General features: G+C 51.3%; 19 protein-coding genes. 14 read left to right on the top strand and 5 right to left on the bottom strand.

What is annotated here, in order from left to right:
- Window positions 1-256 precede the first annotated feature (256 nt).
- Both ACJJIN_RS11010 and ACJJIN_RS11005 read left to right on the top strand, forming a co-directional pair.
- On the top strand, window positions 257-751 hold the full coding sequence (locus tag ACJJIN_RS11010; protein ID WP_444898084.1) for a DoxX family protein: 495 nt from the start codon (window positions 257-259) through the stop codon (window positions 749-751).
- Window positions 752-1,315: 564 nt separating this feature from the next.
- Window positions 1,316-1,663 (top strand): hypothetical protein, encoded by a 348-nt coding sequence (locus tag ACJJIN_RS11005; RefSeq protein WP_444898083.1) that lies wholly within the window; start codon window positions 1,316-1,318, stop codon window positions 1,661-1,663.
- A gap of 378 nt (window positions 1,664-2,041) precedes the next feature.
- Here the strand turns inward: ACJJIN_RS11005 and ACJJIN_RS11000 are convergent, their stop codons facing one another.
- Complete coding sequence (locus tag ACJJIN_RS11000; RefSeq protein ID WP_444898082.1) at window positions 2,042-2,977, bottom strand: TauD/TfdA family dioxygenase; 936 nt, start codon at window positions 2,975-2,977, stop codon at window positions 2,042-2,044.
- On the bottom strand, window positions 2,970-3,740 hold the full coding sequence (locus tag ACJJIN_RS10995) for a class I SAM-dependent methyltransferase (RefSeq protein ID WP_444898081.1): 771 nt from the start codon (window positions 3,738-3,740) through the stop codon (window positions 2,970-2,972). Before ACJJIN_RS10995 ends, ACJJIN_RS11000 begins: the two co-directional genes overlap by 8 nt.
- A 672-nt stretch (window positions 3,741-4,412) precedes the next feature.
- Between ACJJIN_RS10995 and pcaB the strand changes: the two genes are divergently transcribed.
- Together pcaB and ACJJIN_RS10985 are read left to right on the top strand one after the other, a co-directional pair.
- Window positions 4,413-5,762, top strand: coding sequence for a 3-carboxy-cis,cis-muconate cycloisomerase (pcaB, locus tag ACJJIN_RS10990; protein WP_444898080.1), 1,350 nt, complete (start codon window positions 4,413-4,415; stop codon window positions 5,760-5,762).
- A gap of 322 nt (window positions 5,763-6,084) precedes the next feature.
- Window positions 6,085-6,825, top strand: a complete 741-nt coding sequence (locus tag ACJJIN_RS10985) for a carbon-nitrogen hydrolase family protein (protein ID WP_444898079.1) — start codon at window positions 6,085-6,087, stop codon at window positions 6,823-6,825.
- 39 nt (window positions 6,826-6,864) lie between these two features.
- Here ACJJIN_RS10985 and ACJJIN_RS10980 read toward each other — a convergent pair whose 3' ends face one another.
- The 3 genes from ACJJIN_RS10980 to ACJJIN_RS10970 form a co-directional block, all read right to left on the bottom strand.
- Entirely contained in the window at window positions 6,865-7,917 is a 1,053-nt protein-coding gene (locus ACJJIN_RS10980) for an NAD(P)H-dependent flavin oxidoreductase (protein WP_444898078.1), read from the bottom strand.
- A 130-nt stretch (window positions 7,918-8,047) separates the two neighbouring features.
- Entirely contained in the window at window positions 8,048-8,785 is a 738-nt protein-coding gene (locus tag ACJJIN_RS10975; protein WP_413664944.1) for a TIGR04219 family outer membrane beta-barrel protein, read from the bottom strand.
- A gap of 162 nt (window positions 8,786-8,947) precedes the next feature.
- Window positions 8,948-9,820, bottom strand: coding sequence for a LysR family transcriptional regulator (locus ACJJIN_RS10970; RefSeq protein WP_282931865.1), 873 nt, complete (start codon window positions 9,818-9,820; stop codon window positions 8,948-8,950).
- A 197-nt stretch (window positions 9,821-10,017) separates the two neighbouring features.
- Here ACJJIN_RS10970 and leuC point away from each other — a divergent pair, with 197 nt between their 5' ends.
- The 10 genes from leuC (at window position 10,018) to trpA (ending at window position 23,358) form a co-directional block, all read left to right on the top strand.
- On the top strand, window positions 10,018-11,466 hold the full coding sequence (gene leuC / locus ACJJIN_RS10965; protein WP_444898077.1) for a 3-isopropylmalate dehydratase large subunit: 1,449 nt from the start codon (window positions 10,018-10,020) through the stop codon (window positions 11,464-11,466).
- Window positions 11,466-12,113 (top strand): 3-isopropylmalate dehydratase small subunit, encoded by a 648-nt coding sequence (gene leuD, locus ACJJIN_RS10960; RefSeq protein ID WP_444898076.1) that lies wholly within the window; start codon window positions 11,466-11,468, stop codon window positions 12,111-12,113. Before leuC ends, leuD begins: the two co-directional genes overlap by 1 nt.
- A gap of 30 nt (window positions 12,114-12,143) precedes the next feature.
- The gene (leuB, locus tag ACJJIN_RS10955; RefSeq protein WP_444898247.1) at window positions 12,144-13,202 is read left to right on the top strand and encodes a 3-isopropylmalate dehydrogenase; all 1,059 of its coding nucleotides are present in this window, start codon (window positions 12,144-12,146) and stop codon (window positions 13,200-13,202) included.
- Window positions 13,203-13,271: 69 nt separating this feature from the next.
- On the top strand, window positions 13,272-14,387 hold the full coding sequence (gene asd, locus ACJJIN_RS10950; RefSeq protein WP_444898075.1) for an aspartate-semialdehyde dehydrogenase: 1,116 nt from the start codon (window positions 13,272-13,274) through the stop codon (window positions 14,385-14,387).
- Window positions 14,388-14,577: 190 nt separating this feature from the next.
- A complete protein-coding gene (locus tag ACJJIN_RS10945; protein WP_444898074.1) occupies window positions 14,578-15,573 on the top strand; it encodes an Asd/ArgC dimerization domain-containing protein in 996 nt (331 codons plus the stop codon).
- Window positions 15,574-15,770: 197 nt separating this feature from the next.
- Window positions 15,771-19,154, top strand: coding sequence for a motility hub landmark protein FimV (locus ACJJIN_RS10940; RefSeq protein WP_444898073.1), 3,384 nt, complete (start codon window positions 15,771-15,773; stop codon window positions 19,152-19,154).
- Window positions 19,155-19,285: 131 nt separating this feature from the next.
- On the top strand, window positions 19,286-20,179 hold the full coding sequence (gene truA / locus ACJJIN_RS10935; RefSeq protein ID WP_413664951.1) for a tRNA pseudouridine(38-40) synthase TruA: 894 nt from the start codon (window positions 19,286-19,288) through the stop codon (window positions 20,177-20,179).
- A 125-nt stretch (window positions 20,180-20,304) separates the two neighbouring features.
- On the top strand, window positions 20,305-20,913 hold the full coding sequence (locus ACJJIN_RS10930; RefSeq protein ID WP_108732437.1) for a phosphoribosylanthranilate isomerase: 609 nt from the start codon (window positions 20,305-20,307) through the stop codon (window positions 20,911-20,913).
- Window positions 20,914-21,232: 319 nt separating this feature from the next.
- Window positions 21,233-22,456, top strand: a complete 1,224-nt coding sequence (trpB, locus tag ACJJIN_RS10925) for a tryptophan synthase subunit beta (protein WP_108732438.1) — start codon at window positions 21,233-21,235, stop codon at window positions 22,454-22,456.
- 92 nt (window positions 22,457-22,548) lie between these two features.
- Window positions 22,549-23,358 carry a tryptophan synthase subunit alpha gene (gene trpA, locus ACJJIN_RS10920; protein ID WP_444898072.1) on the top strand — a complete coding sequence of 270 codons (810 nt, stop codon included), beginning with the start codon at window positions 22,549-22,551 and terminating at the stop codon, window positions 23,356-23,358.
- The last annotated feature ends 152 nt before the right edge of the window (window positions 23,359-23,510 follow it).

Genomic DNA, 23,510 nt, shown 5'->3' with positions numbered 1-23,510 from the left:
ACACATAACTATCTTAGTTGTGCCTTGCGGATATCTGTCACGTTCGTACTCTTTAATGGTCTATATAAACTAATCGGTTCAGCAATGAACTGTAACTAACAGGGTCTTCGGTGGCCACCGAAGATGGCTCCCAATTTACCCGTTAGCGAAAAGTACTTTCAATATCAGAATCGGGCAAGAACAACCACACAAGGCGCTGTCACCGGCTCCAGCGCGAATGCGTCTCTGTGGGTGAGCTTAGCGTTATGAGGAAACTATGGTAACTCCAATAATTATTCTTTTACTGTTGTCTAGTCCCTTAGGTATCTCTTTTATTTATTCAAAGTTTAGCGGCATGCCTCTGAATGTTAAAAAGTACGCCTATTGGGGATTGGGAATAACCTTCATATTCTTCTGCGTTGGGCACTTTGTTAAAACGGAGGGCATGGTGGAAATGTTACCGTCTTGGGTTCCTTTTCGCCTAGCGATAATCTATCTCACTGGATTGATTGAGCTATTGATAGGTATTGCTCTTTTTGTGCCAAGATATCAACTCCATGCTGCATGGCTTGCTATTGTAGTTTTCATTATTTTCTTTCCTGCAAATATTTATGCGGCATTAAACGGTATTGGTCTTGGCGGGCATCAATGGGGGCCTGTTTATTTGTTATTACGTGCGCCACTGCAAATCATACTAATTGCGTGGGCATATTTTCTGTGTGCGAAAGGTCATAACAATTTAAAGCTGTCGACCACTAATTCAGTCGGCTGATTGGGGTGTTGTGTGTAAGGTCTGCCCAAGCTTTAGTAAATCAAATCAAATCTGACAGACGTGCTAACGCACACATGTGTTTGAATTGTTATATTTTTAAAAGGTCGGATGAAATATAGAGCATTATTTGCGTTAGGTTTTTTTGTTGGGTGTGTAGTTCCGATTTCTTGGTGGGTTGTGATTTTTACTCAACTGAGTGGTTTGATAAAATCAATCATATTGGTTGTCGCTGCTTTGATAATGATAACTTCGATGTTTATTTCAAGTAAGGAAATTGACGAACCGTTTCGATTTAGTAAAATTTACAAAAGCAGATGGAAGCCCAAGCTTAAATGTTTTCAATATTTTGGTGTTTTATCACTAGGAATCAATACTCCTATATTCATGTGGGTTGTTTTTTCAATTATTTGGAGTAAAGCATAACAAATTGCTGAATCCTATGTTCTGCTCGCTTTGTGCTGTAGACCAAAGCAGCTTTACCATGGTGATGGCCTGAGTAAAGCGTTGCGCTTATGAGTAGGTCTATGCTACAACTCAGATATGTGTAATCGAGAGGAATAAAAGATGATGAGTTCTTTGGAAGTGGCAGAGTATTATTTCAAACTCTCAAACGAAAGTAACTTTGATGAAATCACAAAGCTATTTTGTGAAAGCTCCACATTCAGGTCAGGAAAAGGAGATCTATTCTTAGGTGTGAATGACATTATGTCTATGCAGAGGCTTCATCATGGTATGTTTTCAAAGCTTGAGTGGGAAGTATGCAGTGTTACAGAAACCAAACCCGGGATAGTTCATTTCAATTTTAACTTTACAGGTGAAACACATGCTGGAGAAAAAGTAGAGTATTCCGGCTTGGAAGATGTGGTTGTATATGGCGGTAAAATTCAGCACGTTCAAATACAGCGTTTGTGATACCTTGTAGCTCCATATCAGCAAGTGCTGCATGCAGGGGTAAAAATCAGGCAAGGGAAGCCATGTAAGTTAAAACAAGAAGCTTTGAAAAGCTGGCCTAGTTTTGCCCAAAAAATCCTCCAACTTCATAAGTCCGGTGTTTGAGGTGTTAATAAAATGACTAGCCTGCCTATAGTAGGTATCCGGTATCGTTAGGTTTAATTGGAAGTTAATAGAAATTTTTGCGGGGAGATCTTTCACCCGTTAAAGCTGGAGAAGTGTTTAAAGTACTTCTCCAGTTTTTCTTAGGCTGCCAATCAGCATTTCGCAAATTATTAGCTCACAAAGTGATGGTGTTCTGCTAAAGAGTATATGGTTTATGGGTTGATTAGATGGAGCCTAATCAATCCATACCCTGGTATAAACCCGCTTCTGATCCGGAGTATCAATAAATCCATCCCGATCATGTAGGACTTTGGTGTTGTCAACGAAGACCATATCTCCAGAGTTCATGTAGAAGCTTAATGTATTCTCCGCACTGTTTAATTCCTTATCTAGTATATCCAGAGCCTTAAGTACTTCTTTTGATAAAGGCTGGTTCACGCGCTGATGGCCTTTCTCAATCCAGTACCGCATATAACGAATGCTGAGCTTTTCGTTTGAATATTCGAAAATAGGAAAACAGTTCTCAAGTATGCTTTTTATGTTTTTGTCACTGCCTGGAGTAACTAAATCTCTAATATAGTTGTTGTACAGGATCTCTAGTTTTTGTGGAGCGGTTTTTCGCAAGTTTTCATGAACTTGAGCCGCAGAAACGATTTTCGATTTTCCACCTTCAACTGCCGGAGTAAGGCAGCATAATCCAAGTATCTTTGGTTGTACGGTACGTTGTGAGCTATCAGTATGGACGCCAGTGGGTGCATTTGTCTGAGACACAGGAATAGCTTCGCTAGTGTAGTCTTTTCCTGTGTCGAGAATCCCATAAAGCCGGCCATAAGTATCTATAGTATTGCCCATTGCCAGGCTAAGCTTTAGAAATAGTAGGTTAAGCGTTGGCTTGCTTAATGATTCCTCGCCTTGTATCCATGCCACACCACTACCATGCTCTATTTCATTTTTTATCTGGTTGGCAAGTTGGTCGAACTCAGGTGTGGCAACTGATTCTTGGGTCAGATTTTCAATCGGGTTGTTTTGTTGTTTGGCCCAGCTCTCCAAAGCCTCGACCTCAGATTTCCAGTTTGAAGGCCACAGAAACTTCCAGTTGGAAGTTGCGGTCATATCATTAGCAGTCCAGGCTTGAGCTTGAACTACTTCACATGGGGCTAAGTTAGTCATTTACTTGCACCTTAAATAATACGTGTAGTGGATAGCCGGCTAGTGGTGAGAAAAAATCTGGATCTAGGTCGAGGTGCTCTTGAGTCACTGAGAGTTCTTGAACAGTTGGTAGGGATTTAAAACCAGCTTGTGCCAGAGCTTCAAAATAGTGTGAAAAATTTTTATGCACGCATCGCACTGAAACTGGTTTTCCATCTCTGCGCCATATTTTTCCTTCAAATGTTTGATCTATACCATCTAAATAAGTCATGTTGCCGTGTTGAAAGTAGAACGGAGGAACTTCTTCCCTCATGAATGGCAGGCAAGGGTGGGGCACTGTAAAAATAAAGGTACCCCCTTTATTTAGTAGATTCTTGACCTTGCTTATCACTTTTGTCATTTCTTCTATGGTTAGATAGTTGAAAAGAAATACAGCGATAGCATGGTCAAATTTATCTCTAGGGAATTCTGTAAATGTAACCGCATTTCCAACTGCATATTCTGCTTTCGTCAAGTTTCCAGCAGAAGCCGTTTTCTTTGCCTGGGAAATCATCTCTGAAGAAGAGTCAACTCCAAAGATTGAACCTGCTCCCTTATCAAGTAGCATCCTGGATACATAGCCTTCACCGCAGCCCATATCCAATATGTTTTTCCCGGAGATATCTCCGATTGCTTCCAAAACTTTGGGGCGAGCGGTGAAATCACTGAGTAGGATTTTCTCAGAGCGGTTCCAGCTGTGAGCTTGTTTGTTATAGATGGTTTCAGTTGATAGTGGTAAGTTCATCCCGAACTGCTCCTTCAATTTTAGGGATAAAGTATGCTATGCAGTGGTGTGTGTATTGGTGTTTACTACATGGCTGGTGAAATTTTAGGTATCTGCGGCTTTAATTATTTAAGTTTAATTGCTGTTTTGATAAGGCTAGCATTTTAAATATATAAAATTAGTCGTTACCAGGAAGTCCATTTGGTAGTTTTTTGTATTCTGCAGCTTATTTTGGGTGGGCATGCTGGCAGTTTTTTATTGTTTGGTTTTGTTGCTTAGTTGAGTATGCAAAGCTGGAGGAGGAGCGTCAAGGTCTTTTCTTTGAGATGGAATATTCATAATTCACATTTTATTTATATTTTTCATGCAGGCTCAGGTTAGCAGTACTTTTGTTTTTAGAGTTGATATATGTCAAATAAAACTTATTTTTTGGGGTTGAATTTAATGGATTAAATTCGCTTTAGGATGCTGTTTAGATAGGGGGTAATGTAATCAGGAGTATGTTTTAGCTTGTTGTATTCAATTCTCTTAGGTTGGATTAATGTGCTTGATTAGCGGCGCCTCTAGTTCCCCATATTCTTGGCGCCTCGATTCTTAGGTTAATTTTTTAGAATATCTCTTCCTTAGCTAATCTGATGTTGTTGTGGTTTTGATCCTGTTGGCGTCTAGGCATCTTGTTAAGCGTGATTTGATATGAGAGCAACCGCGATTGATTCTGTCGTTTTTTGCGATATTTTTAGTACTTCAGCAATGCGGAAGATTTTCTCGGATGAACAGCGTGTTCAGCGCTATCTCGATGTTGAAGCGGCGCTGGCTAAAGTACAGGCCCGGTTAAAAATAATCCCTGCAGAGGCTGCAGAGGACATTACTCAACACTGTGATGCCAAGCAGATAGATTTTGTAAAGCTCAAGGAGCAAACGGAGCTGATTGGTTACCCGGTGCTGGGTGTTGTAGAGCAGCTAGTGTCACTGTGTAGTAGAGATTTAGGTCAGTGGTGTCATTGGGGGGCTACTACTCAAGATATTACGGATACGGCAACCGTCTTACAGATTAGGGCGGCGCTTGAAATTGTTGAGACGGAGGTCAATGGGATAGCAGATGCTTTAGCGAGCCTGGCCAAGCGTTTCAGGGATACGCCTATGGTTGGGCGTAGCAATCTTCAACAAGCGGTACCTATAACGTTCGGCTACAAGGCGGCTGTTTGGTTGGCTGGTATTCATCGCCATCAATCGCGCTTAAAAGAGATAAAGTCTCGGGCGTTTGTAGGGGAATTTGGTGGTGCGGCGGGTAATCTTTCTTCCCTGGGGCATCAGGGGCTAGAAGTTCAAAGAGGAATTATGCAGGAACTCGATCTCGGAGTCCCTTGTATCGCCTGGCATACGATGAGAGATCGTGTTACCGAAGTGGCTTGTCTATTGGGGCTGATTACTGGCACCTTGGGAAAAATAGCCCTCGATATAAAACTAATGGCACAGACAGAAGTCGGGGAGGTGGCGGAGCCTCTTATATCTGGCCGGGGAGCGTCTAGTACAATGCCCCAAAAGCACAACCCTCTATCAGCAGTTCTTATCAGCGGTACTGTCCCAGTGGTTAGACAGCAGGTTGCCTCTTTGCTGGAAGCGATGGTTGAAGACCATGAGCGGGCTACGGGCCCGTGGGAGATAGAGTGGATTGTTCTGCCGGAAATATTCTGCCTTACCGCATCGATATTATCCCAGGCACGTTTTGCGCTAGAAGGACTTCAGGTATTTCCAGAAAAAATGATGCGAAACTTGGAAATGACAGGAGGTTTAGTGCTCTCTGAGGCTGTAATGATGGGACTGGGACCGAAACTGGGGCGTGAGAATGCCCACGATTTGGTTTACCAGATTTGCTGCCAGGCAATGGAGACGGGTCGTCCTTTTTCTGACTTGTTAAAGGAAGATAAACAGGTGTCGGGGGCTCTCTCTGATGCGGAGTTAGATCAACTTCTTGACCCTCATAACTATCTTGGATCATGCGGGGAGATGGTTGATGCAACGCTTGCTGGAAATGAGCGCTGACTCAGTAACCTGCCGTTTCCCAATTGTCAGTGCTAGCTGCTGTGGATTGATTCTTGTGTCCGCTGCTCTTAATGCAAACTCTCTAAGATTAGAGTCTAAACATTTATCTTGGCTGGTTGTTATTTTTTCAGTCAACTATTTTATTTTTAAATAGATACCTGAAGAAAATGTAGGTTATTTATTTAAAGATAGGGATTCTATAGCTGGAAGAAACTTAAAAATTAACACAATCAAGAATCGATGCTTATTACTTGTGGTGTAACATATACAGTAATTTATTCGGTTCATGTTGTATTTAAGTGGTGATCTGAAGGGGGGGATGATGGGCAGGTTTAAACTGGCATTGGCACAGTTGCCGTCAGTGAAAGGAAATATAGGACGCAATATTGAGTCACATATCCATGCTGTAAAAGTCGCAGTAAGGAAAAAGGCCTCTATTGTGGTGTTTCCTGAACTTTCTTTAACTGGTTATGAGCCGGATCTGGCTGAACAATTAGCGCTTAAGATCGACGCTCCACAGTTAAGCCCTCTAGCGGAGGTGGTAGCTGACAGTGGTGTTTGGCTAGTTGCGGGTGCGCCTATTCGCCAGAAGAATGGTATTGCGATCGGTTCGCTCGTATTTTCTCCTCAGGGTGAGATTTCTGTTTATTTGAAAATACATTTGCACCCAGGAGAAGAAAAGTGGTTCGTTCCCGGATCTGAATATCTATCACTGAACATCGAAGGTGAGACCGTAGCTCTGGCTATTTGTGCAGATGTTTGTAACCCAGGTCATGTTGCCACCTATGAAAAGCAGGGGGCTTCAGTTTATGTGGCGGGGGTATTGATTACTCCGACGGGATACCCGGAAGATAGTCAACAGTTGGCAAACTATGCTTTAGAGCACAATTTACTGGTGGCTATTGCGAACTTTAATCAGCCGACAGGTGGTTATTCCACAGCCGGCTGTAGTGCAGCTTGGGGCCCCGAAGGTGAGATTGTCAGCGCGAGTGATACAGCCAGCCAACTAGTTTGCGTTGAGCGCGATGATGAAGGGTGGTGTTCGGAGATTGTATCTCTTTAATTGTGCAGCTCTATAAATGGTAGTTGCCAATAGCTCCCTTCATTTACTCGCTTCCAGCTCCGCTACTAAAGCTGTCACCAATCCGGCTGCGGGCAGGGCTCGTGCGAGAGGGGCTCCTTGTCCGGCCCATTGAACGGCATATTCGTCATTGCCCGCTTTTGTAGCTGCCTGAGCCAGGGCTTTGCCCGCGGAGTAAGCGATCGGGTAATCCGGCAGAGGGGGAGCGCCCTTACTTAGTGCTTTATAGAATTGGTTGCTGATACCGCGAGCGGGGCGCCCGGAAATATTGGCGGTAATCTCTGTGTGCTGTGCGCGCTCACTTTGCAAGGCGCTGCGGTAGCTGTCGGAGGCCGCAGATTCCGGACAGAGGACAAATGCGGTTCCCATTTGCACGGCGCTGGCTCCGAGAGATAGTGCAGCGCGAATGCCAGCGCCATCCATAATGCCACCCGCAGCAACGATTGGTAAGCTGCTGTGGCAACACAGCAATCGCACCAAGGCCAGAGTTCCAATTTCCTGGTCGCTCTCTGGGTGGAAGCCCCCCCTATGCCCACCAGCTTCAATACCTTGGGCAATTAAAACATCGATACCAGCATCCTCAGCCAGTTTGGCTTCTTGAGGGGAGGTTGCCGTGGCCATCAAGATAATCCCTGCACCTTTTAGTGCGGCGATAAACTCCTCTGACGGTAGGCCAAAGTGGAAGCTGACAACCGGTGGCTTTTGCTCGAGCAAAACTTCCAGCATGGCCTTATTGTCGATAAATGTTGAGTAGGGTTCATTGATCAACTTGGGAACCGGTGTATCGAAGGCGGCAAAATGTGGGGCGAGATGGGAAAGCCAGGCTTGCTCCCGTTGGGGATCTTTTGTCGGGGGTTGGTGGCAAAAGAGGTTTACATTAAAGGGGTGCTCGGTCTGGTCGTGAGTACAACGAATTTCATCTGCGGCTTTTTCTACTGAGCAGGCGCCGAGCCCAAGTGAGCCGAGTCCTCCTGCATTGGATACAGCGGCGGCGAGAGCGGGTGTGGATACCCCGGCCATGGGTGCTGCAAAGATGGGATGGGAAATTCCGAGTTTTTCGAGTAATGGATTCATGGCCCTGCCTTTGAATTGCGCTCCCCTTCTGGGCCACCTTAGTGCAGATTGAGCGAGGTAGCTATACCTCACAGGCGTTAGTGCTGCAAAAGTTTTTGGGGAGCGCGAACAGCAATCCTAGGTGGATTGCTTACAGATGTAGGTTGAAACCGATGTATGGTCCTTTGATTTCAATATCGCTCTGCAAGTCGTCGAGCTCTTCCAGATCGAGAGTCATTACGCGGTAACCAGCTTCGATAGCAAAGTCGACAGCTGGTACAAAATCCCAGCGCACTTTAGCTGTCAGGTCGGTATGGGTATCGCCACGGTAGGCCGTTGCATTGCCTTGGGCAATTACAGACCAGCCGGTAAATGGAAGATCAAAGCGCGCCATGCCGTAGGCCATAGGCAGGTAGCCCGTGAGGTCAACAGTCTCTGCCTGGGTATCGCTCACTGCAGTAAATTCACCGTCATACATACGCGCGGTCAAACCGAGATCCAGATTTACCCAGTTGTCCAAAATTTCGTAGTAAAGAGTGGCGTCGGTATGGCTGAGGTTCAGATCTGTGCGGATTTCTGAATTGGCAGTGAAGGTTTCATCATCAAAAGTAACGGAGGTGGCCAGGGTATCGTCACCGTCGGTATCGATATTGCTGTGGGCCAGAAGCACATTGGGCACCAGGGGAATGGGGTGTTCCAGGGCAACCTGCAGGAAGGTAATGTTATCTTCCGAGAGGGACAGGTTATCCAGCTTGTATTCGTCGGTACCGATATTACCGCTATAGCCTGGCAGCCATGCGCCGGCAGTAGCATCAAGGCCGAGGATAGTATCTGCGCTTGCGGTGCCGCAGGCGAGGAGGGTACTCAAGGCAAGTGCGGATTTCTTCATTGACTTCACTCCGTGATGAATTTGTCGCGGAGTTTACAGATAAATTTTTCCCGTGCCGTGGCTAAGTTGCACATTTTTACAAATCTTTAACGTTTTGCACTGGTAAAAATGGTGCGTTTGGGTATTGCCTGTTAGTAAATTGGTCGCTTTTTTCCTGCCTCACTAAATAGCTGCTTCGAACAACATCTGTTGTAGCGCGCTGGCGGGATTGCTCAGTGTTCGGCCCCGGTGACTGATTACGCCAAGGTTTCGCAGTACTTGCAGCTTTTTGACTGGCAGCACTGCCAGGCTGCTGTCCACCAGTGTGTGGGGCAGAACACTCCAGCCGAGACCGACACAGGCCATCATCTTAATGGTTTCCAGATAGTTGGTTGCCAGCTTCGCGGTGAGTTTTAACCCCTGGGCATCAAACTCTCTTTTGATCAGGCGCCCGGTATAGGTATTCATATCCGGCAGTATGGCTGGATAGTTGGCGAGGTCGGTGAGTTCCAGTTCCGGCAATTTTGCCAGGGGGTGGTCCGGGGCCGCCACCACAACACAGGGGTCGGGCCAGATCACTTCGGCATTCAGGTGCGGATACTCCTTAAGTGCCAGGGTGACCACGGCCAATTCATATTTGGCGGCCATCAGGGCTTCGTAAGCTTGTTCCGAGTCGACAAAATCGATGTCCAAGGCAACCTGTGGGTAGCGGAAACTGAACTCTTTCAGCACTGGAGGTAGATGATGTAGACCCACGTGATGGCTGGTGGCGATACGCAAGCTGCCGCTGACCGAGTTGCTCAATGCGCGCAATTCCCGCTCGGTGTCGCTGATCTCATTGAGTATATGGCGGGCGCGGGGCAGCAGGGCGCGGCCGGCATCGGTGAGCTGCAATCGTCGTCCAATACGATCGAACAGCGGGGAGCCCAGTTGCTGTTCCAGGGCAGCCAGGCGCTTACTCATGGCGGGCTGGGTCAGGTGTAGCAGCTCGGCGCCTTCGGATACCGAGCCCTGTTCGGCGATTGCCAGAAATGCCCGCAGCCACTGTAGTTCCAAGCTGTTTCCCCTGAAGTGGTTTGTCGATAAAGGCCCCGATTGAGCCCCTGTGTAAATGGCCGAGACGCCAGAAGATGGATCTTACCCCAGTTTGGCTTTCGAATTCCATTTAGGAATACTTTAGATAATAAATATAAATTGGTGTTATTTGGTGGGTCTGGGTAGACTCAGGCTCTTAACTAATGAGAGGAATGGCTGTGGCAGGGCAAACACTCTACGACAAACTCTGGCAGGACCACCTGATCAAGAACTGTGATGATGGCTCCTCACTTATCTATATCGACCGCCACCTGATTCACGAGGTGACCTCCCCCCAGGCGTTTGAAGGCCTGCGTCTGGCTGGTCGCAAACCTTGGCGCAAGGATTCGCTAGTCGCCACTCCCGACCACAATGTGCCTTCCGAGGCGGCCGAGCGCGCCGCTGGCGTCAGTGGTATTCGTGATGATATCTCCCGAATCCAGGTACAGACCCTGGATGAAAACTGCCGTGACTTTGATGTAGTCCAGTTCGGCATCAATGAGCCGGGGCAGGGTATTGTGCATGTGATCGGGCCTGAGACAGGTGCGACACTGCCGGGTATGACGGTGGTTTGTGGCGACTCACATACCTCCACTCACGGGGCGCTCGGCGCCTTGGCCCACGGTATTGGCACTTCTGAGGTGGAGCACGTGATGGCTACCCAGTGCCTTACCCAGAAGAAAATGAAGAATATGCTGGTTCGCGTCGACGGCCAGCTGCGCCCAGGTGTCACGGCAAAAGATGTGGTGCTGGCGATCATTGGCAAAATCGGTACTGCTGGCGGTACCGGTTACGCGATCGAGTTTGGCGGCGAAGTGATCCGCAACATGTCCATGGAAGGCCGTATGACCGTGTGCAATATGGCCATTGAAGGCGGTGCTCGCGCGGGGATGGTGGCGGTAGACCAGATCACTCTCGATTACGTGAAAGGCAAGCCCTACGCGCCGAGAGACGAAATGTGGGATCGCGCAGTTGAGGCTTGGAGCCACTTGCACTCCGATGACGATGCGGTATTCGACGAAGTCGTGGTATTGGTCGGTGAGGATATTGAGCCGCAGGTCAGCTGGGGCACTTCCCCTGAGATGGTGGCGCCGATCAGCGCCCAGGTGCCTACTCCCAGTGACGAGAGCGATGCCACCAAGCGTACGGGCATGGAGCGAGCGCTGGAATATATGGGGTTGAACGCCGGGCAGAATATCAGTGATATCAAACTGGATCGCGTATTTATCGGCTCCTGCACCAACTCCCGGATTGAAGATCTTCGCGCAGCAGCAGAAGTTGCCAAGGGCCGTTACAAGGCGGATAGCGTCAAGCAGGTGCTGATTGTTCCGGGCTCCCAGGCCGTAAAAGCCCAGGCTGAGCGCGAGGGGTTACACGAGATTTTTGTTGAAGCCGGTTTTGAGTGGCGCGAACCGTCCTGTTCCATGTGTCTGGCGATGAATGCGGACAAGCTGGGGGCGGGAGAGCACTGTGCTTCCACCTCCAACCGCAACTTTGAAGGGCGCCAGGGTTACGGTGGCCGCACGCATCTGGTGAGTCCCAGTATGGCGGCAGCGGCTGCAATTGCCGGCCACTTTGTCGATGTGCGAGAGATGGCACCGGTACAGCTGGAAGAGGAGATGGTTTGATGAAAGCGTTTACCCAGCACGAAGGTCTCGTGGTACCGATGGATCGGGCCAATGTGGATACCGACCTGATCATCCCCAAGCAGTTTTTGAAATCTATTAAGCGCTCTGGCTTTGGCCCGAACCTGTTTGATGAGTTGCGCTATCTGGATGAGGGGGTTCCCGGGCAGGACTGTTCTGGCCGTCCGCTCAATCTGGACTTTCCCCTTAATTTCCCCCGCTACCAGGGTGGTTCAGTGCTGATTGCACGGGAGAATTTTGGCTGCGGTTCCAGCCGTGAGCACGCGCCCTGGGCACTGGAAGATCACGGCTTCCGCGCAATTATCGCGCCCAGCTTTGCCGATATCTTTTTCAATAACTGTTTTAAAAATGGTCTTTTGCCAATTGTCCTGGCGGAAGATGTAGTGCACCAGTTGTTTGAAGAAACACACGGGCAGGAGGGTTATGCGCTCACCATCGACCTGGAACAGCAGCATGTGCGCAAGCCCTGTGGCGAGCTGATTCCATTTGAAGTGGATGCCTTCTACAAGCACTGTTTGCTAAATGGTCTCGATCATATCGGTCTGACCCTGGAGCACGCCGACGATATTCGCGCTTATGAGCAGGCGCGCCGAGAGAAAGCCCCCTGGCTTTTTGATGCGGTTCAATAATTAAAGGAAATTCCTGTGACGAAAAAAGTAATGATTCTGCCCGGTGACGGCATTGGTCCGGAAATTGTTGAACAGGCCATGGCGGTGCTGGAAGTTGCATCGGGAAAATTCAATCTGGGGCTCAGCTTTGAGCAGGGCCTGATAGGTGGCTCATCTATCGATACCCACGGTGAGCCTCTGACTGACGAAACTCTGAAGGCGGCGGGTGATTGCGATGCGGTGCTGCTCGGCGCGGTAGGCGGCCCTCAGTGGGATACCCTGGAGCGGGAAATTCGCCCGGAAAAAGGCCTGTTAAAAATTCGCAGCGGCCTGGGCCTCTACGCGAATCTGCGCCCGGCGATTCTCTACCCGCAACTGGCCGATGCTTCTTCGCTAAAGCCTGAAGTGGTCGCTGGCTTGGATATTCTGATTGTGCGCGAGTTAACCGGCGGTATTTACTTTGGTGAGCCGCGCGGTATCAAGACCCTGGAAAATGGCGAGCGCCAGGGCTTTAACACCTACGTGTACAGCGAATCAGAAATTGAACGCATTGCCCGCTCTGCCTTTGAGGCGGCACAAAAGCGCAATGGCAAACTCTGTTCTGTCGACAAAGCCAATGTACTGGAAGTGACAGTGCTCTGGCGCGAGGTGTTGGATCGTCTGGCTCCGGAATACCCCGATGTAGAGCTGTCCCATATGTACGTGGACAACGCGGCGATGCAATTGGTGCGGGCGCCCAAGCAGTTTGATGTGATGGTAACTGGCAATATGTTTGGCGATATCCTCTCCGATGCTGCCGCCATGCTTACCGGTTCCATTGGTATGTTGCCCTCCGCCTCCTTGAACGAAAGCGGTTTTGGTCTTTACGAGCCGTGCCATGGCTCCGCTCCGGATATTGCAGGCCAGGGTATCGCCAACCCGCTGGCGACTATTTTGTCTGCTGCCATGATGTTGCGTTATTCCCTCGATATGAACGAGGCGGCAGATGCGATTGAAGCAGCAGTGAGCAAGGTGTTGGAGCAGGGTTTGCGCACTGCCGATATTTATACCGACGGCTGCCAGAAAGTCTCTACCGCAGAGATGGGCGCTGCCGTTGTAGCCGCACTTTAAGTTTCGATTCCACTATCGCGCCGCTTTCCCGGCGGCGCACTTTGACCACCTCACATACAGGACACCGCAATGCAAAAAATAGGTTTTATCGGCTGGCGCGGCATGGTCGGCTCGGTATTACTGGAGCGCATGCGAGCAGAGGACGACTTTGCCCATATCGCCGAACCGGTTTTTTTCTCAACTTCCAACGCCGGAGGCACGGCGCCGGACATCGGCAGGCCCCTGCCGCCACTGGGCGATGCTTACGATATTGATGCACTGAGCCAGCTGGATGCGATTGTCAGCTGTCAGGGTGGTGATTACACCAAGGAAGTTTTTACCCGCTTGCGCGAGGCCGGTTGGCAGGGTTACTGGATTGATGCGGCTTCCAGCCTGCGAATGCAGGATGATGCTGTGATTGTGCTGGACCCGGTTAATCGCGATGTGATTGATCGCGCGATTGATGCCGGACAGAAAAGCTTTATCGGTGGCAACTGCACCGTGAGCCTGATGTTGATGGCTCTGGGTGGACTGTTTAAGGCGGGCATGGTCGAGTGGGTTACCGCCATGACTTACCAGGCGGCCAGCGGTGCCGGTGCGCGCAATATGCGCGAGTTGATTGCGCAGATGGGTGCGCTGCGCGATGGTGTGGCAACAGAGCTGGCCGACCCCGCCAGCGCCATTCTGGAGATTGATCGCAAAGTAGCAGCAGATATGCGCTCAGCAGAATTCCCCACTGCAGAATTTGGCGCGCCACTGGCGGGCAGTTTGCTGCCCTGGATCGATACTCAATTGGAGAGTGGCCAGAGCCGCGAAGAGTGGAAGGCGCAAGTTGAAGCAAACAAGATTTTACAGACCGAAACCCCGATTCCTGTGGACGGCACTTGCGTACGTATCGGTGCCATGCGCTGTCACAGCCAGGCTTTCACCATAAAATTGAAAAAAGATTTGCCACTTGCCGACATTGAACAATTGTTAAATGGTGCCAACGACTGGGTAAATGTGGTGCCCAATGAGCGTGAGGCTACGGTGCAGAACCTGACGCCAACAGCAGTTACCGGAAAGTTGGATATTCCTGTTGGTCGACTGCGTAAATTGAGCGTTGGTCCAGAGTACTTAAACGCCTTTACTGTAGGGGATCAGCTGCTTTGGGGCGCCGCAGAACCCCTGCGCAGAATCCTGCTGATTTTACTCGGCAAACTGTAACTGGTACGAACCTGAGTAAGTCCTCTACTAAGAGTGGAAATAGGCCACTTTAGTGGAGGACTTTTTGCCAAGCTGTGAACTTCTTCGCGTAAAAAACGGCTACTGTTTGTCATAGCGCCTTTTTCGAATTTTCCCCACGGGTATAATCGCCCCTCATTTTTCCCTTTCCAATTCAATGAAGTGATTTGCCATGTCTGAAGCCACCCGCGAACTGGTCATTGTCGGTGTTGATAACGCCGCCTTTGGTCCCCTGCTGGAAGTACTCGAAGAGCGTGAAGTAATTTCCGCCGAGCAGCTGAGTTTGCTGGAGACTGACGAACGGGAAGTAGACCCCCAGGTATTTGCCAATCGCAATATTCCGGTGGAGTCCCTGGAGAAATTTACATTTAACGATAAGCAGGTCGTGATTCTGCTGAGCGCCGGCGAAGCCGTTGAAGCAGCCATGGCTGCCGCAGAACAAAATGGCGCCTGGATTGTAGACGTGGCCAACAACACCCGTGGCGATGAAAGTGTTGCCCTGGTACACCCAATGTTTAACAGCGGTGAACTCGCTTCTGCCGAGCGCCGCGTTGTTGCGCTGCCCAGTGCCGGCGCCTCCATGGTGGCGGAAGCCCTGGCGCCCCTGAAAGATAAACTGCAAGCGGTAGAGGTACAGCTCAATCAGCCGGTGTCTGCTCTGGGCAAGGCCGCAATTGATGCAATGGCGGCACAAACCGCGCGGATGTTTAGTGGCCAGGACGCAGAAATTGATCCTGAGATTGGCCACCGATTGGCGTTTAACCAGCTCAGTGCCTGCGAGGCTCTGCTCGCCAGTGGCCACACCCTCAGTGAGCTGACTTTGGTTCACGACCTGCGCCGCTTATTTGGAGACGCGGTAGCAGTCGATGCCAGCATCAATACGGTCTCTGTTTTCCACGGTCAGCTAGCTAATTTGGGCGTCGCTTTATCTGAAGATGTCGATCTGGAAAAAGTGCGTGCGCTGCTGGCAAATGGCGCTGGCCTCAAAATGGCGGAGCAGCCCTCGGCAGAAAGTGCGGTGGGCAGTGACGTGACAATCATCGGCCGCTTGCGCCAAAGTCTACTCAACAAGCGACAGTTAAATCTTTGTGCGGTGTCTGACAACCTGCGTAAAGATGTAGCAATAAACTGTGCACAAATTGCCCACTTGTTGCTAAAAAACTACTGATATTTAATACTTAGCGGCCATAGTGAAGGTGTAATCTTAACTTTGGCCTGGCTGAGGCTGGCGAAAAATTCGCCATAGTTGGCGGCTGCCTAAACGGCGGCTAATTAGTTGAACGATTACCGTTCAGTAATGGGGATATTCTGAAGGCGCGCTTTTCGGAAACCCTGGGAAGGTTCTAACAATAAAGGGAATCGGATATGCGTGTGCGTAAGTTGGCACTTGCAGTTGGTCTAGTCGGTGCACTGGGAAGCAACGCGGCTCTGGCGCTTGGACTAGGTGAGATCAAGCTCAACTCGACCCTTAACCAGCCTCTCGATGCGGAAATCGGACTGCTGCAGACTCGCGGTTTGGAAGATACCGAAATTAGGGTTCGCCTCGCAGGTCCTGAAGAATTCGAACGCGCTGGTGTCGAGCGCTCTTACCTCCTTACTTCTTTAAGTTTTGAAGTGGACTACTCTGGTGGCAAGCCGGTTATCCGCATTTCCAGTCGCGACGCCATTCGCGAACCTTTTTTGAATTTCCTGGTTGAGACTCGCTGGCCCAGTGGCCGTCTACTGCGCGAATATACGCTGCTGATGGACCTGCCGGCGTTTTCCCCAACGGCTGCGCAACAACCCGTGCGCGCAGCTGAGCGCGAGCGGCAGCAAGTGCGTCGCACTACCCCAGTTCAGCAGCCCCAGCCTCGCACAACACCGGCCCCGGCTGCTCGTCAGGCACCGGCCGAACCAGCCCCAACTGAAAGGGCTGCCCCAGAAACTCGCGAGCCCGCTCGTCCGCAGCCACGTTATACGACTACAGACACCAACGAAAGCAATAGCCAGGTATATGGCCCGGTAAGCTCCTCCGATACATTGTGGGAAATCGCGCTGCAAAATCGCGCTAGTCGTGAGTTCTCTGTTCAGCAGACCATGCTGGCGATTCAAAGGCTGAATCCAGAAGCCTTTATTAATGACAATATCAACCTGTTGAAGAAAGGTGCCGTACTGCGCCTGCCTAACTCCGAGGATTTGCGCACTCTGACTATGACGGAGGCGATTTCTGAGGTGGCTCAACAGAATGACTCCTGGCGCCAGCGCTCCGAAGTGGAAGTGGCTACTGGCGCACCGCTGGATGCCCGTGCGGTTGAGGAGGAGTCCTATGTCAGCGAAACGGTTGAAGGGCGCGTTAGCCTGGCTGCACCGGGGGACAATGAGTCCGTTACTTCCGGTTCTGGAGTCGGCACTGATGACAGTGAGGCGCTGGAAGGCGATCTCACAGTAGCTGAGGAAGAGCTGGATAAGTCCAAGCTCGAAAACACTGAATTGCGTGAACGTATCGCCGAGCTCGACGAGCAGATCGATACCATGGATACGCTGATTGATGTTTCCAATGAGGAACTGGCTGCGGTGCAGGCCGCCGCGGAGCAGTCAGACGTGTTGCTCGACCCCACTGAGGCGGATGACGTTGAAGTAGAGTCTTTAGATGACAGCCTGACTGTTGAAGACAGCGAAGAGTTTGATGTTGCTGCTGATACGGAAGAAGAAACTGTTGAAGCCGAACCAGCTCCAGCAGAGACGCGTAACCGTGTAGTTGAAGTTCAAACCAAGCCCAAGCCAACCTTTATGGAGCAGCTGGCCGATAACGGAATGCTGATTGGCTTGGGTGGTGCGGGTCTGCTGGCCGCTATATTTGGCCTGTTCACCTGGCGTCGCCGCAAGGCTGAACAAGAGGCGCAGCAGGAACTTGAACAGCAGATGGCTATGGAACAAGAGCCGCTGGATATTCCTGAGGATATTGCCGAACCCGATGAAACTCTCGCTGCAGTTGAGAGCATGGAGGCAGACGATACCTTCGATTTGGGCGATCTCAGCGATGTGGGCACTGATGACCCAATTTCTGAAGCGGAGATTCACCTGTCCCTGGGACAGTATGAGGAAGCGGAAAGCAAGCTGCTGCTGGGCCTGGAAAAGGACCCGCAGGTAGTCGATGCGCGTCTGATGTTGATGGAGGTTTACGCCCACAACCAAGACGTTGAAAAGTTTGACGATCACTACCGCCAGCTGCTTAGCATCAGCGACGGTCCTGCTGCCGATCGCGCCGCCCGCCTGCGTGAATCCATTGCTGGTGCACCGGATTTTGAAGCCCCAGCTATGGGTCTTTCCAATGAGTCCTTCGAAGCGGCGCAGCTCGACGATATCGGCGCGGCCCTGGACGATGACTTCACCAGCGCCGAGCCGGGACTGGTTGGTAGCGGTGACGCGCTGGAGCCCGATACCTCTCTCCTCGATGACCTGACTATGGATCTGTCATTGGATGAGAAAAGCTCTGATTCTGAGCAAGAGCTGTCCCTGGACCTGGAGTTGGATAGCAGCTTTGAAGAGCCGTTGCAGGCGAGCGCAGATCAAAGTGAGTCGCTGGATACCGAGTTCAATCTGGATGATTTGGACCTGGACAGTGCTCTCGACGGAGACAGCCAGGAAGTTACGGCTGAGGTATCGGAACCAGAAGTTGAAAACGACTTAAATCTTGATGAACTTGATTTGGGTGAGTTGGACCTGGGTGATCTGGGCTCAAGTAATCAAGAGCCCGCTTTGATTGAAGACGATTTGGGGCTTGAGCTTTCTGATAACACAGAAGAGAGTGTCGATGCTCCAATAGAATTCGATACCTCTGAGTTGGATCTGGATTCCCTCGACCTGGAGCCGGCGGCAGAAGAAAACTCTGAGGCCTCAGTTGAGGCCCAGCTGGAAGAAAAGGCAACTACCAGCGGTGGTTCCGTTCCGGGCCTGGATTTTGAGCTGGATCTTTCCATGATGGAGGAAGAGATTCAGCCCCAGAAAGAAGAAGAGACTTCGGTTGAGCTGGATACGGCCTTTGAATTGGATGATGCTCTGGAGCTGGATTCCGTTGACAGCGGTTTGAGCGAGGAAATCTCCCTGACAGAAGGAGTCTCCTCTCCCCAGGAGTCTGCAGAAGAGTTATCTATGGATGACTTCTCTGAGGGTGATCTGGAGATGATCGGCGGCGACTTGGATTCCGATCTGGATCTCGACGGTATCGACCTGGAAGATATTGCTGCGGATCTCAACGCAACTGAGCAGCCCTCGGCAGAGGTAGCCGCGGCCAGCAGTGAGCCGGCAGCAGATTTATCCCTCGATGCTGATCTGGATACTCTCGATGCGACAGGTATGGAACTGGCCGGGGCTAGCGATCTGGACTTCAATGCGGATGCAATCGAAGAGGAGTTCTCCCTGGAGGATGAGCTGGCTCTCATCGATGAATCCACTGAGGGTGATTTGACTCTTGAGCCAGAACCCCTGGTTGAAGCTAAGCCTGAAGCGACAGAGCAGGTTGAGGCGATTGTCGAAAAGCCGTCAGAATCTGACTTTGGTGACCTCGACTTCAACCTGGAAAGCGACCTCAATTCAGAGTTGAGTTTGCTGGAAGGCGGCGATGAGATGGCGACCAAGTTGGAGTTGGCTCAAGCTTATATGGATATGGGTGACGAAGAGGGCGCTAAGGATATCCTCAAAGAGGTAGCCCAGGACGGTGGCGGTGAACACAAAGACCGCGCCGAGGAAATGCTGGAGCGGATGGTGTAAGCTAGCAGCGTATTCCGTTTTTGAAAAAACCTCGCACTGGTTGCGAGGTTTTTTTATTTTTACCGGGAAGTTCCCGGCAGTGATTTTTACCCGGCGCAGTCGCAGCGGGGAGAGCAAGTGGTTTTGGTGATATGAGTCAGGTGACGCAGAGGGAATATATTTACAAGCCAAACGGGGAGGTCCCTGAAGGTGAGGGGCTGCCTGAAGGGCTGCGCCGTATAGCCCTGGGCGTTGAATACTGCGGAGCCAAGCTGCACGGTTTCCAGAAGCAGAAGTCTGCATCGGAGACTGTCCAGGCTCATCTGGAGCGGGCTTTATCCACTATTGCAGCGGAGGATGTGACCCTGGTTTGTGCCGGGCGTACCGATGCGGGCGTTCATGCTACCAACCAGGTCATTCACTTTGATACCCGAGCGCAGCGCCCGGACCGCGCCTGGGTACAGGGAGTTAATACCAAGTTGCCGGATTCCGTGCGGGTGCGCTGGGCTCGGGAAATGCCGGCGCAGTTCCATGCACGTTTTTCCGCTCACGCACGCAGTTATCGCTACCTGATCCACAGCGCACCAACCCGCTCGGCACACAGCGCCGCTGAGGTAACCTGGACCCAGCACTCACTGGACTTGGACGCGATGCGTGAGGGAGCCAGCTACTTGATCGGCCGCCACGACTTCACCAGCTACCGCGCCTCTCAGTGCCAGGCTAAGAGCCCGGTGCGCGAAATTACCCGCCTGGATATTGCTCCAGTGGGTCAGCTGATTGCCTTGGAAATTAGTGCTAACGCATTCCTTCACCATATGGTGCGCAATATCACCGGGGTTTTGATGGCCGTGGGGCGAGGGGAGCGCCCACCAATTTGGGTAAAAGAGGTGCTGGATCAGCGGGACCGCTCCGCCGGCGGCGTGACTGCACCGCCGTTTGGCCTGTATCTCGTTGATGTGCGCTACCCGGATCATTTCCAGCTTCCCCAATGTGAGCCTGGGCCACTGCTGGTGCCACAGCCTTTGGGTGCTTTGCTTTCCAGTTAGACTGCTGAATTTTTCGAGGCTAAAGCAAATCTGGGAGAGGGCGTGCATTTCGCGCCTTCTGACTATCTGCTAGTATCCGTCGTTCCCTCTTTTGATCGGCCAGCCGGCTGAGTCCAGGTTACACGATGCAAGTAAAAATATGCGGCATCACTTGTATAGAAGATGCCCTGATGGCTGTAGATGCGGGTGCCGACGCGTTGGGCCTGGTATTTTATAAGCCGAGCCCGCGCTATATCGATCTTGATATGGCAGCTAAAGTTGCAGCGGCAGTTCCCCCATTTGTCACCCTGACGGGGTTATTTGTCGATGCGGCACAGAGTGAGGTGGACGCTGTACTGGAATCGGTGCCGCTTAACCTGTTGCAATTCCACGGCGATGAAAGCGCCCGTTTCTGCGAACAATTCCGGCGTCCCTATATCAAAGCGTTGCGGATGAAAGATGACCTCGATGTCAAAGCCGCAATGACTGAGCACCCCAAAGCCCGGGGTTTTCTATTGGATGCCTACAGGCCTGGTGTCCCCGGTGGTACCGGAGAGACCTTTGATTGGGACAGGGTTCCCCAAGATAGCAGTCGCCCGATCGTTCTTGCCGGTGGCTTGAATCCCGCGAATGTAACTGCAGCAGTAGAAGCTGCGCGCCCACAGGGGGTGGATGTGAGCGGAGGTGTAGAGCGTCAACCGGGACGCAAGGATCGAGAAAAAGTTTTTGCGTTTGTCAGTGCGGCGAAGAGATAGATTTAGAGGCGGTACCGGAAGTGCCGCCCGCCGGCTTGGCCGGCTTGGCCGGCGCGAGCCAGTAAATACCAGCAGATCGACGCATCTGCGCCAGTATTTTCTGGCGACGTTTGAATAGTTCAAGGAGAACTACGGCTAATAGTATTGAAGCGGCACAAGGAAGTGCCGCCCGCCGGCTTGGCCGGCGCGAGCCAGCAAATACCAGCAGATCGACGTATCTGCGCCAGTATTTTCTGGCGACGTTTGAATAGTTCAGGAAGAACTATTCAAACAATAGGTAAATAGAAAGAAAGTTTTAACCCCACGTGACCCACGGAGTATGAGTGTGAGTAAGCCAGGTGCTATCGATTTTTCCACCTTCCCGGATGCGAGCGGACATTTTGGTCCCTACGGCGGTCGCTTTGTATCGGAGACGCTGATCAGCGCATTGGATGAGCTTCAGGCAATGTATAGCCGCCTGAAAGATGATCCGGATTTTGTCGCTGCCTTTGATCACGATCTGGCGCACTACGTAGGCAGGCCATCGCCGCTGTATCTTGCTGAGCGACTGACTGAGCAGGCGGGCGGTGCGCGAATCTGGCTTAAGAGGGAAGACCTGAACCATACCGGTGCGCACAAGGTAAATAACACGGTGGGCCAGGCACTTCTGGCCAAACACAGCGGTAAGACCCGCGTAATTGCCGAAACCGGCGCTGGTCAACACGGTGTGGCTACGGCAACCGTGGCGGCGCGTCTCGGTTTGCAGTGTACGGTTTATATGGGTGCGGAAGACGTTAAGCGCCAATCCCCCAACGTATACCGTATGAAGCTGCTGGGGGCAGAAGTGGTGCCGGTGGAATCCGGTTCCAAGACCCTAAAGGACGCCATGAATGAAGCCATGCGCGATTGGGTAACCAATGTCGATAATACTTTCTACATTATCGGCACTGTGGCTGGTCCTCACCCTTATCCGCAATTGGTGCGCGACTTCAACTCTATTATCGGCCGTGAAGCCCGTCGCCAGAGTCTGGAGCGCTTTGGCCAGTTGCCCGATGCGCTGGTGGCCTGCGTCGGTGGTGGTTCCAATGCGATCGGCCTGTTCCACCCGTTCCTGAATGACGCTGAAGTGAAAATGTTTGGTGTCGAAGCCGGCGGTGAAGGCCTGGCTTCCGGTAAGCATGCTGCACCACTGAATGATGGTATTCCCGGTGTTCTGCACGGTAACCGCACCTACCTGATGGAAGATGATGACGGCCAGATTATCGAGACTCACTCGGTTTCTGCGGGGCTCGACTACCCGGGGGTTGGCCCTGAGCACTCTTGGCTGAAAGATATCGGCCGGGTGGAATATGTCACCGCCGATGATGATGAAGCCCTGGATGCCTTCCGCCGTCTCACTCGCACTGAGGGCATTTTGCCGGCATTGGAATCCAGCCATGCAGTTGCGTACGCGCTCAAGTTGGCGGCTTCCATGAGTCCTGAGCAGAATGTCCTGGTGAATCTCTCCGGCCGAGGCGATAAGGATATTTTCACCGTTGCCGCTATCGACGGTATCGAGGTGTAGCAATATCACCGCCCGCCTCTGAGGCGGGCAAAATGGGTGAAGATCAAATAATTGAGCTGGCTTTTTGCCAGGAGTAGCTCAGGGAATAAACTGTGACAGAACAAAATAGAATTGATCGCCGCTTTGCCAAGTTGCGCGATGAGGGCCGCAAGGCGCTGGTAACTTATATTGTCGCTGGCGATGGAGGCTTGGACAATACTGTGCCCTTGATGCATCAGTTGGTGGCCAGCGGGGCCGATGTTATTGAACTGGGGGTGCCATTTTCCGACCCCATGGCAGAGGGCCCGGTAATTCAGAAAGGGCATGAGCGCGCACTGGCCAATGGGGCTTCGCTGCGCAAATGTTTGGCATTGGTGAAAGAATTTCGTCAGTCGGATAGTGACACCCCGGTAATCCTGATGGGCTATGCCAACCCTATTCAGCGTATGGGTGAATTGGAGTTTGCTGAAGCGGCGTCCACTGCGGGTGTCGATGGTGCCCTGACCGTAGATCTGCCAGCTGAAGAGTCCGGTTCCCTGAATGCCTTTTTGGCGGAGCGCAACCTGCGCAATATCTTCCTGCTAACGCCTACCACCACTGAAGAGCGTATTCGTGAAATTACCGATGTTGCCAGTGGCTTTGTTTACTATGTATCCCTGAAAGGGGTTACCGGAGCAGGCCACCTGGATTTGGATTCGGTGCGTGACAATCTGGACCATATTCGCCAGTTTACCGATCTGCCCCTGTGTGTTGGCTTCGGTATCAAAGATGGTGCCTCGGCCCGCCAGGTCAGTGCCCATGGCGACGGTGCTGTAGTCGGTAGCGTGCTGGTGTCGGCAGTAGATGCAGCGGCAGACCTGGAAGCCGCTAAAACGGCGGTTGGAGCTATTGTCAGCGAGATGCGCGAAGCCCTGGATCGCTAAAAGCAGCTATAGGTCTAAGCACAAAGCTGGCCAGAAAGCCAAAAATAGCGGCTGATCTGGCCGGGTTTGTTGTTCAGCTTAGTGTTTTAATTCCTAGCCTGAAACCCACTGGTCGGTAAAATGTGCCGGCCCAAAGAAAGCATCCGGATTTG

The organism is Microbulbifer maximicatervae (SeqCode) (assembly GCF_052467505.1).
This window is presented reverse-complemented; position numbering and strand designations above follow the sequence as displayed.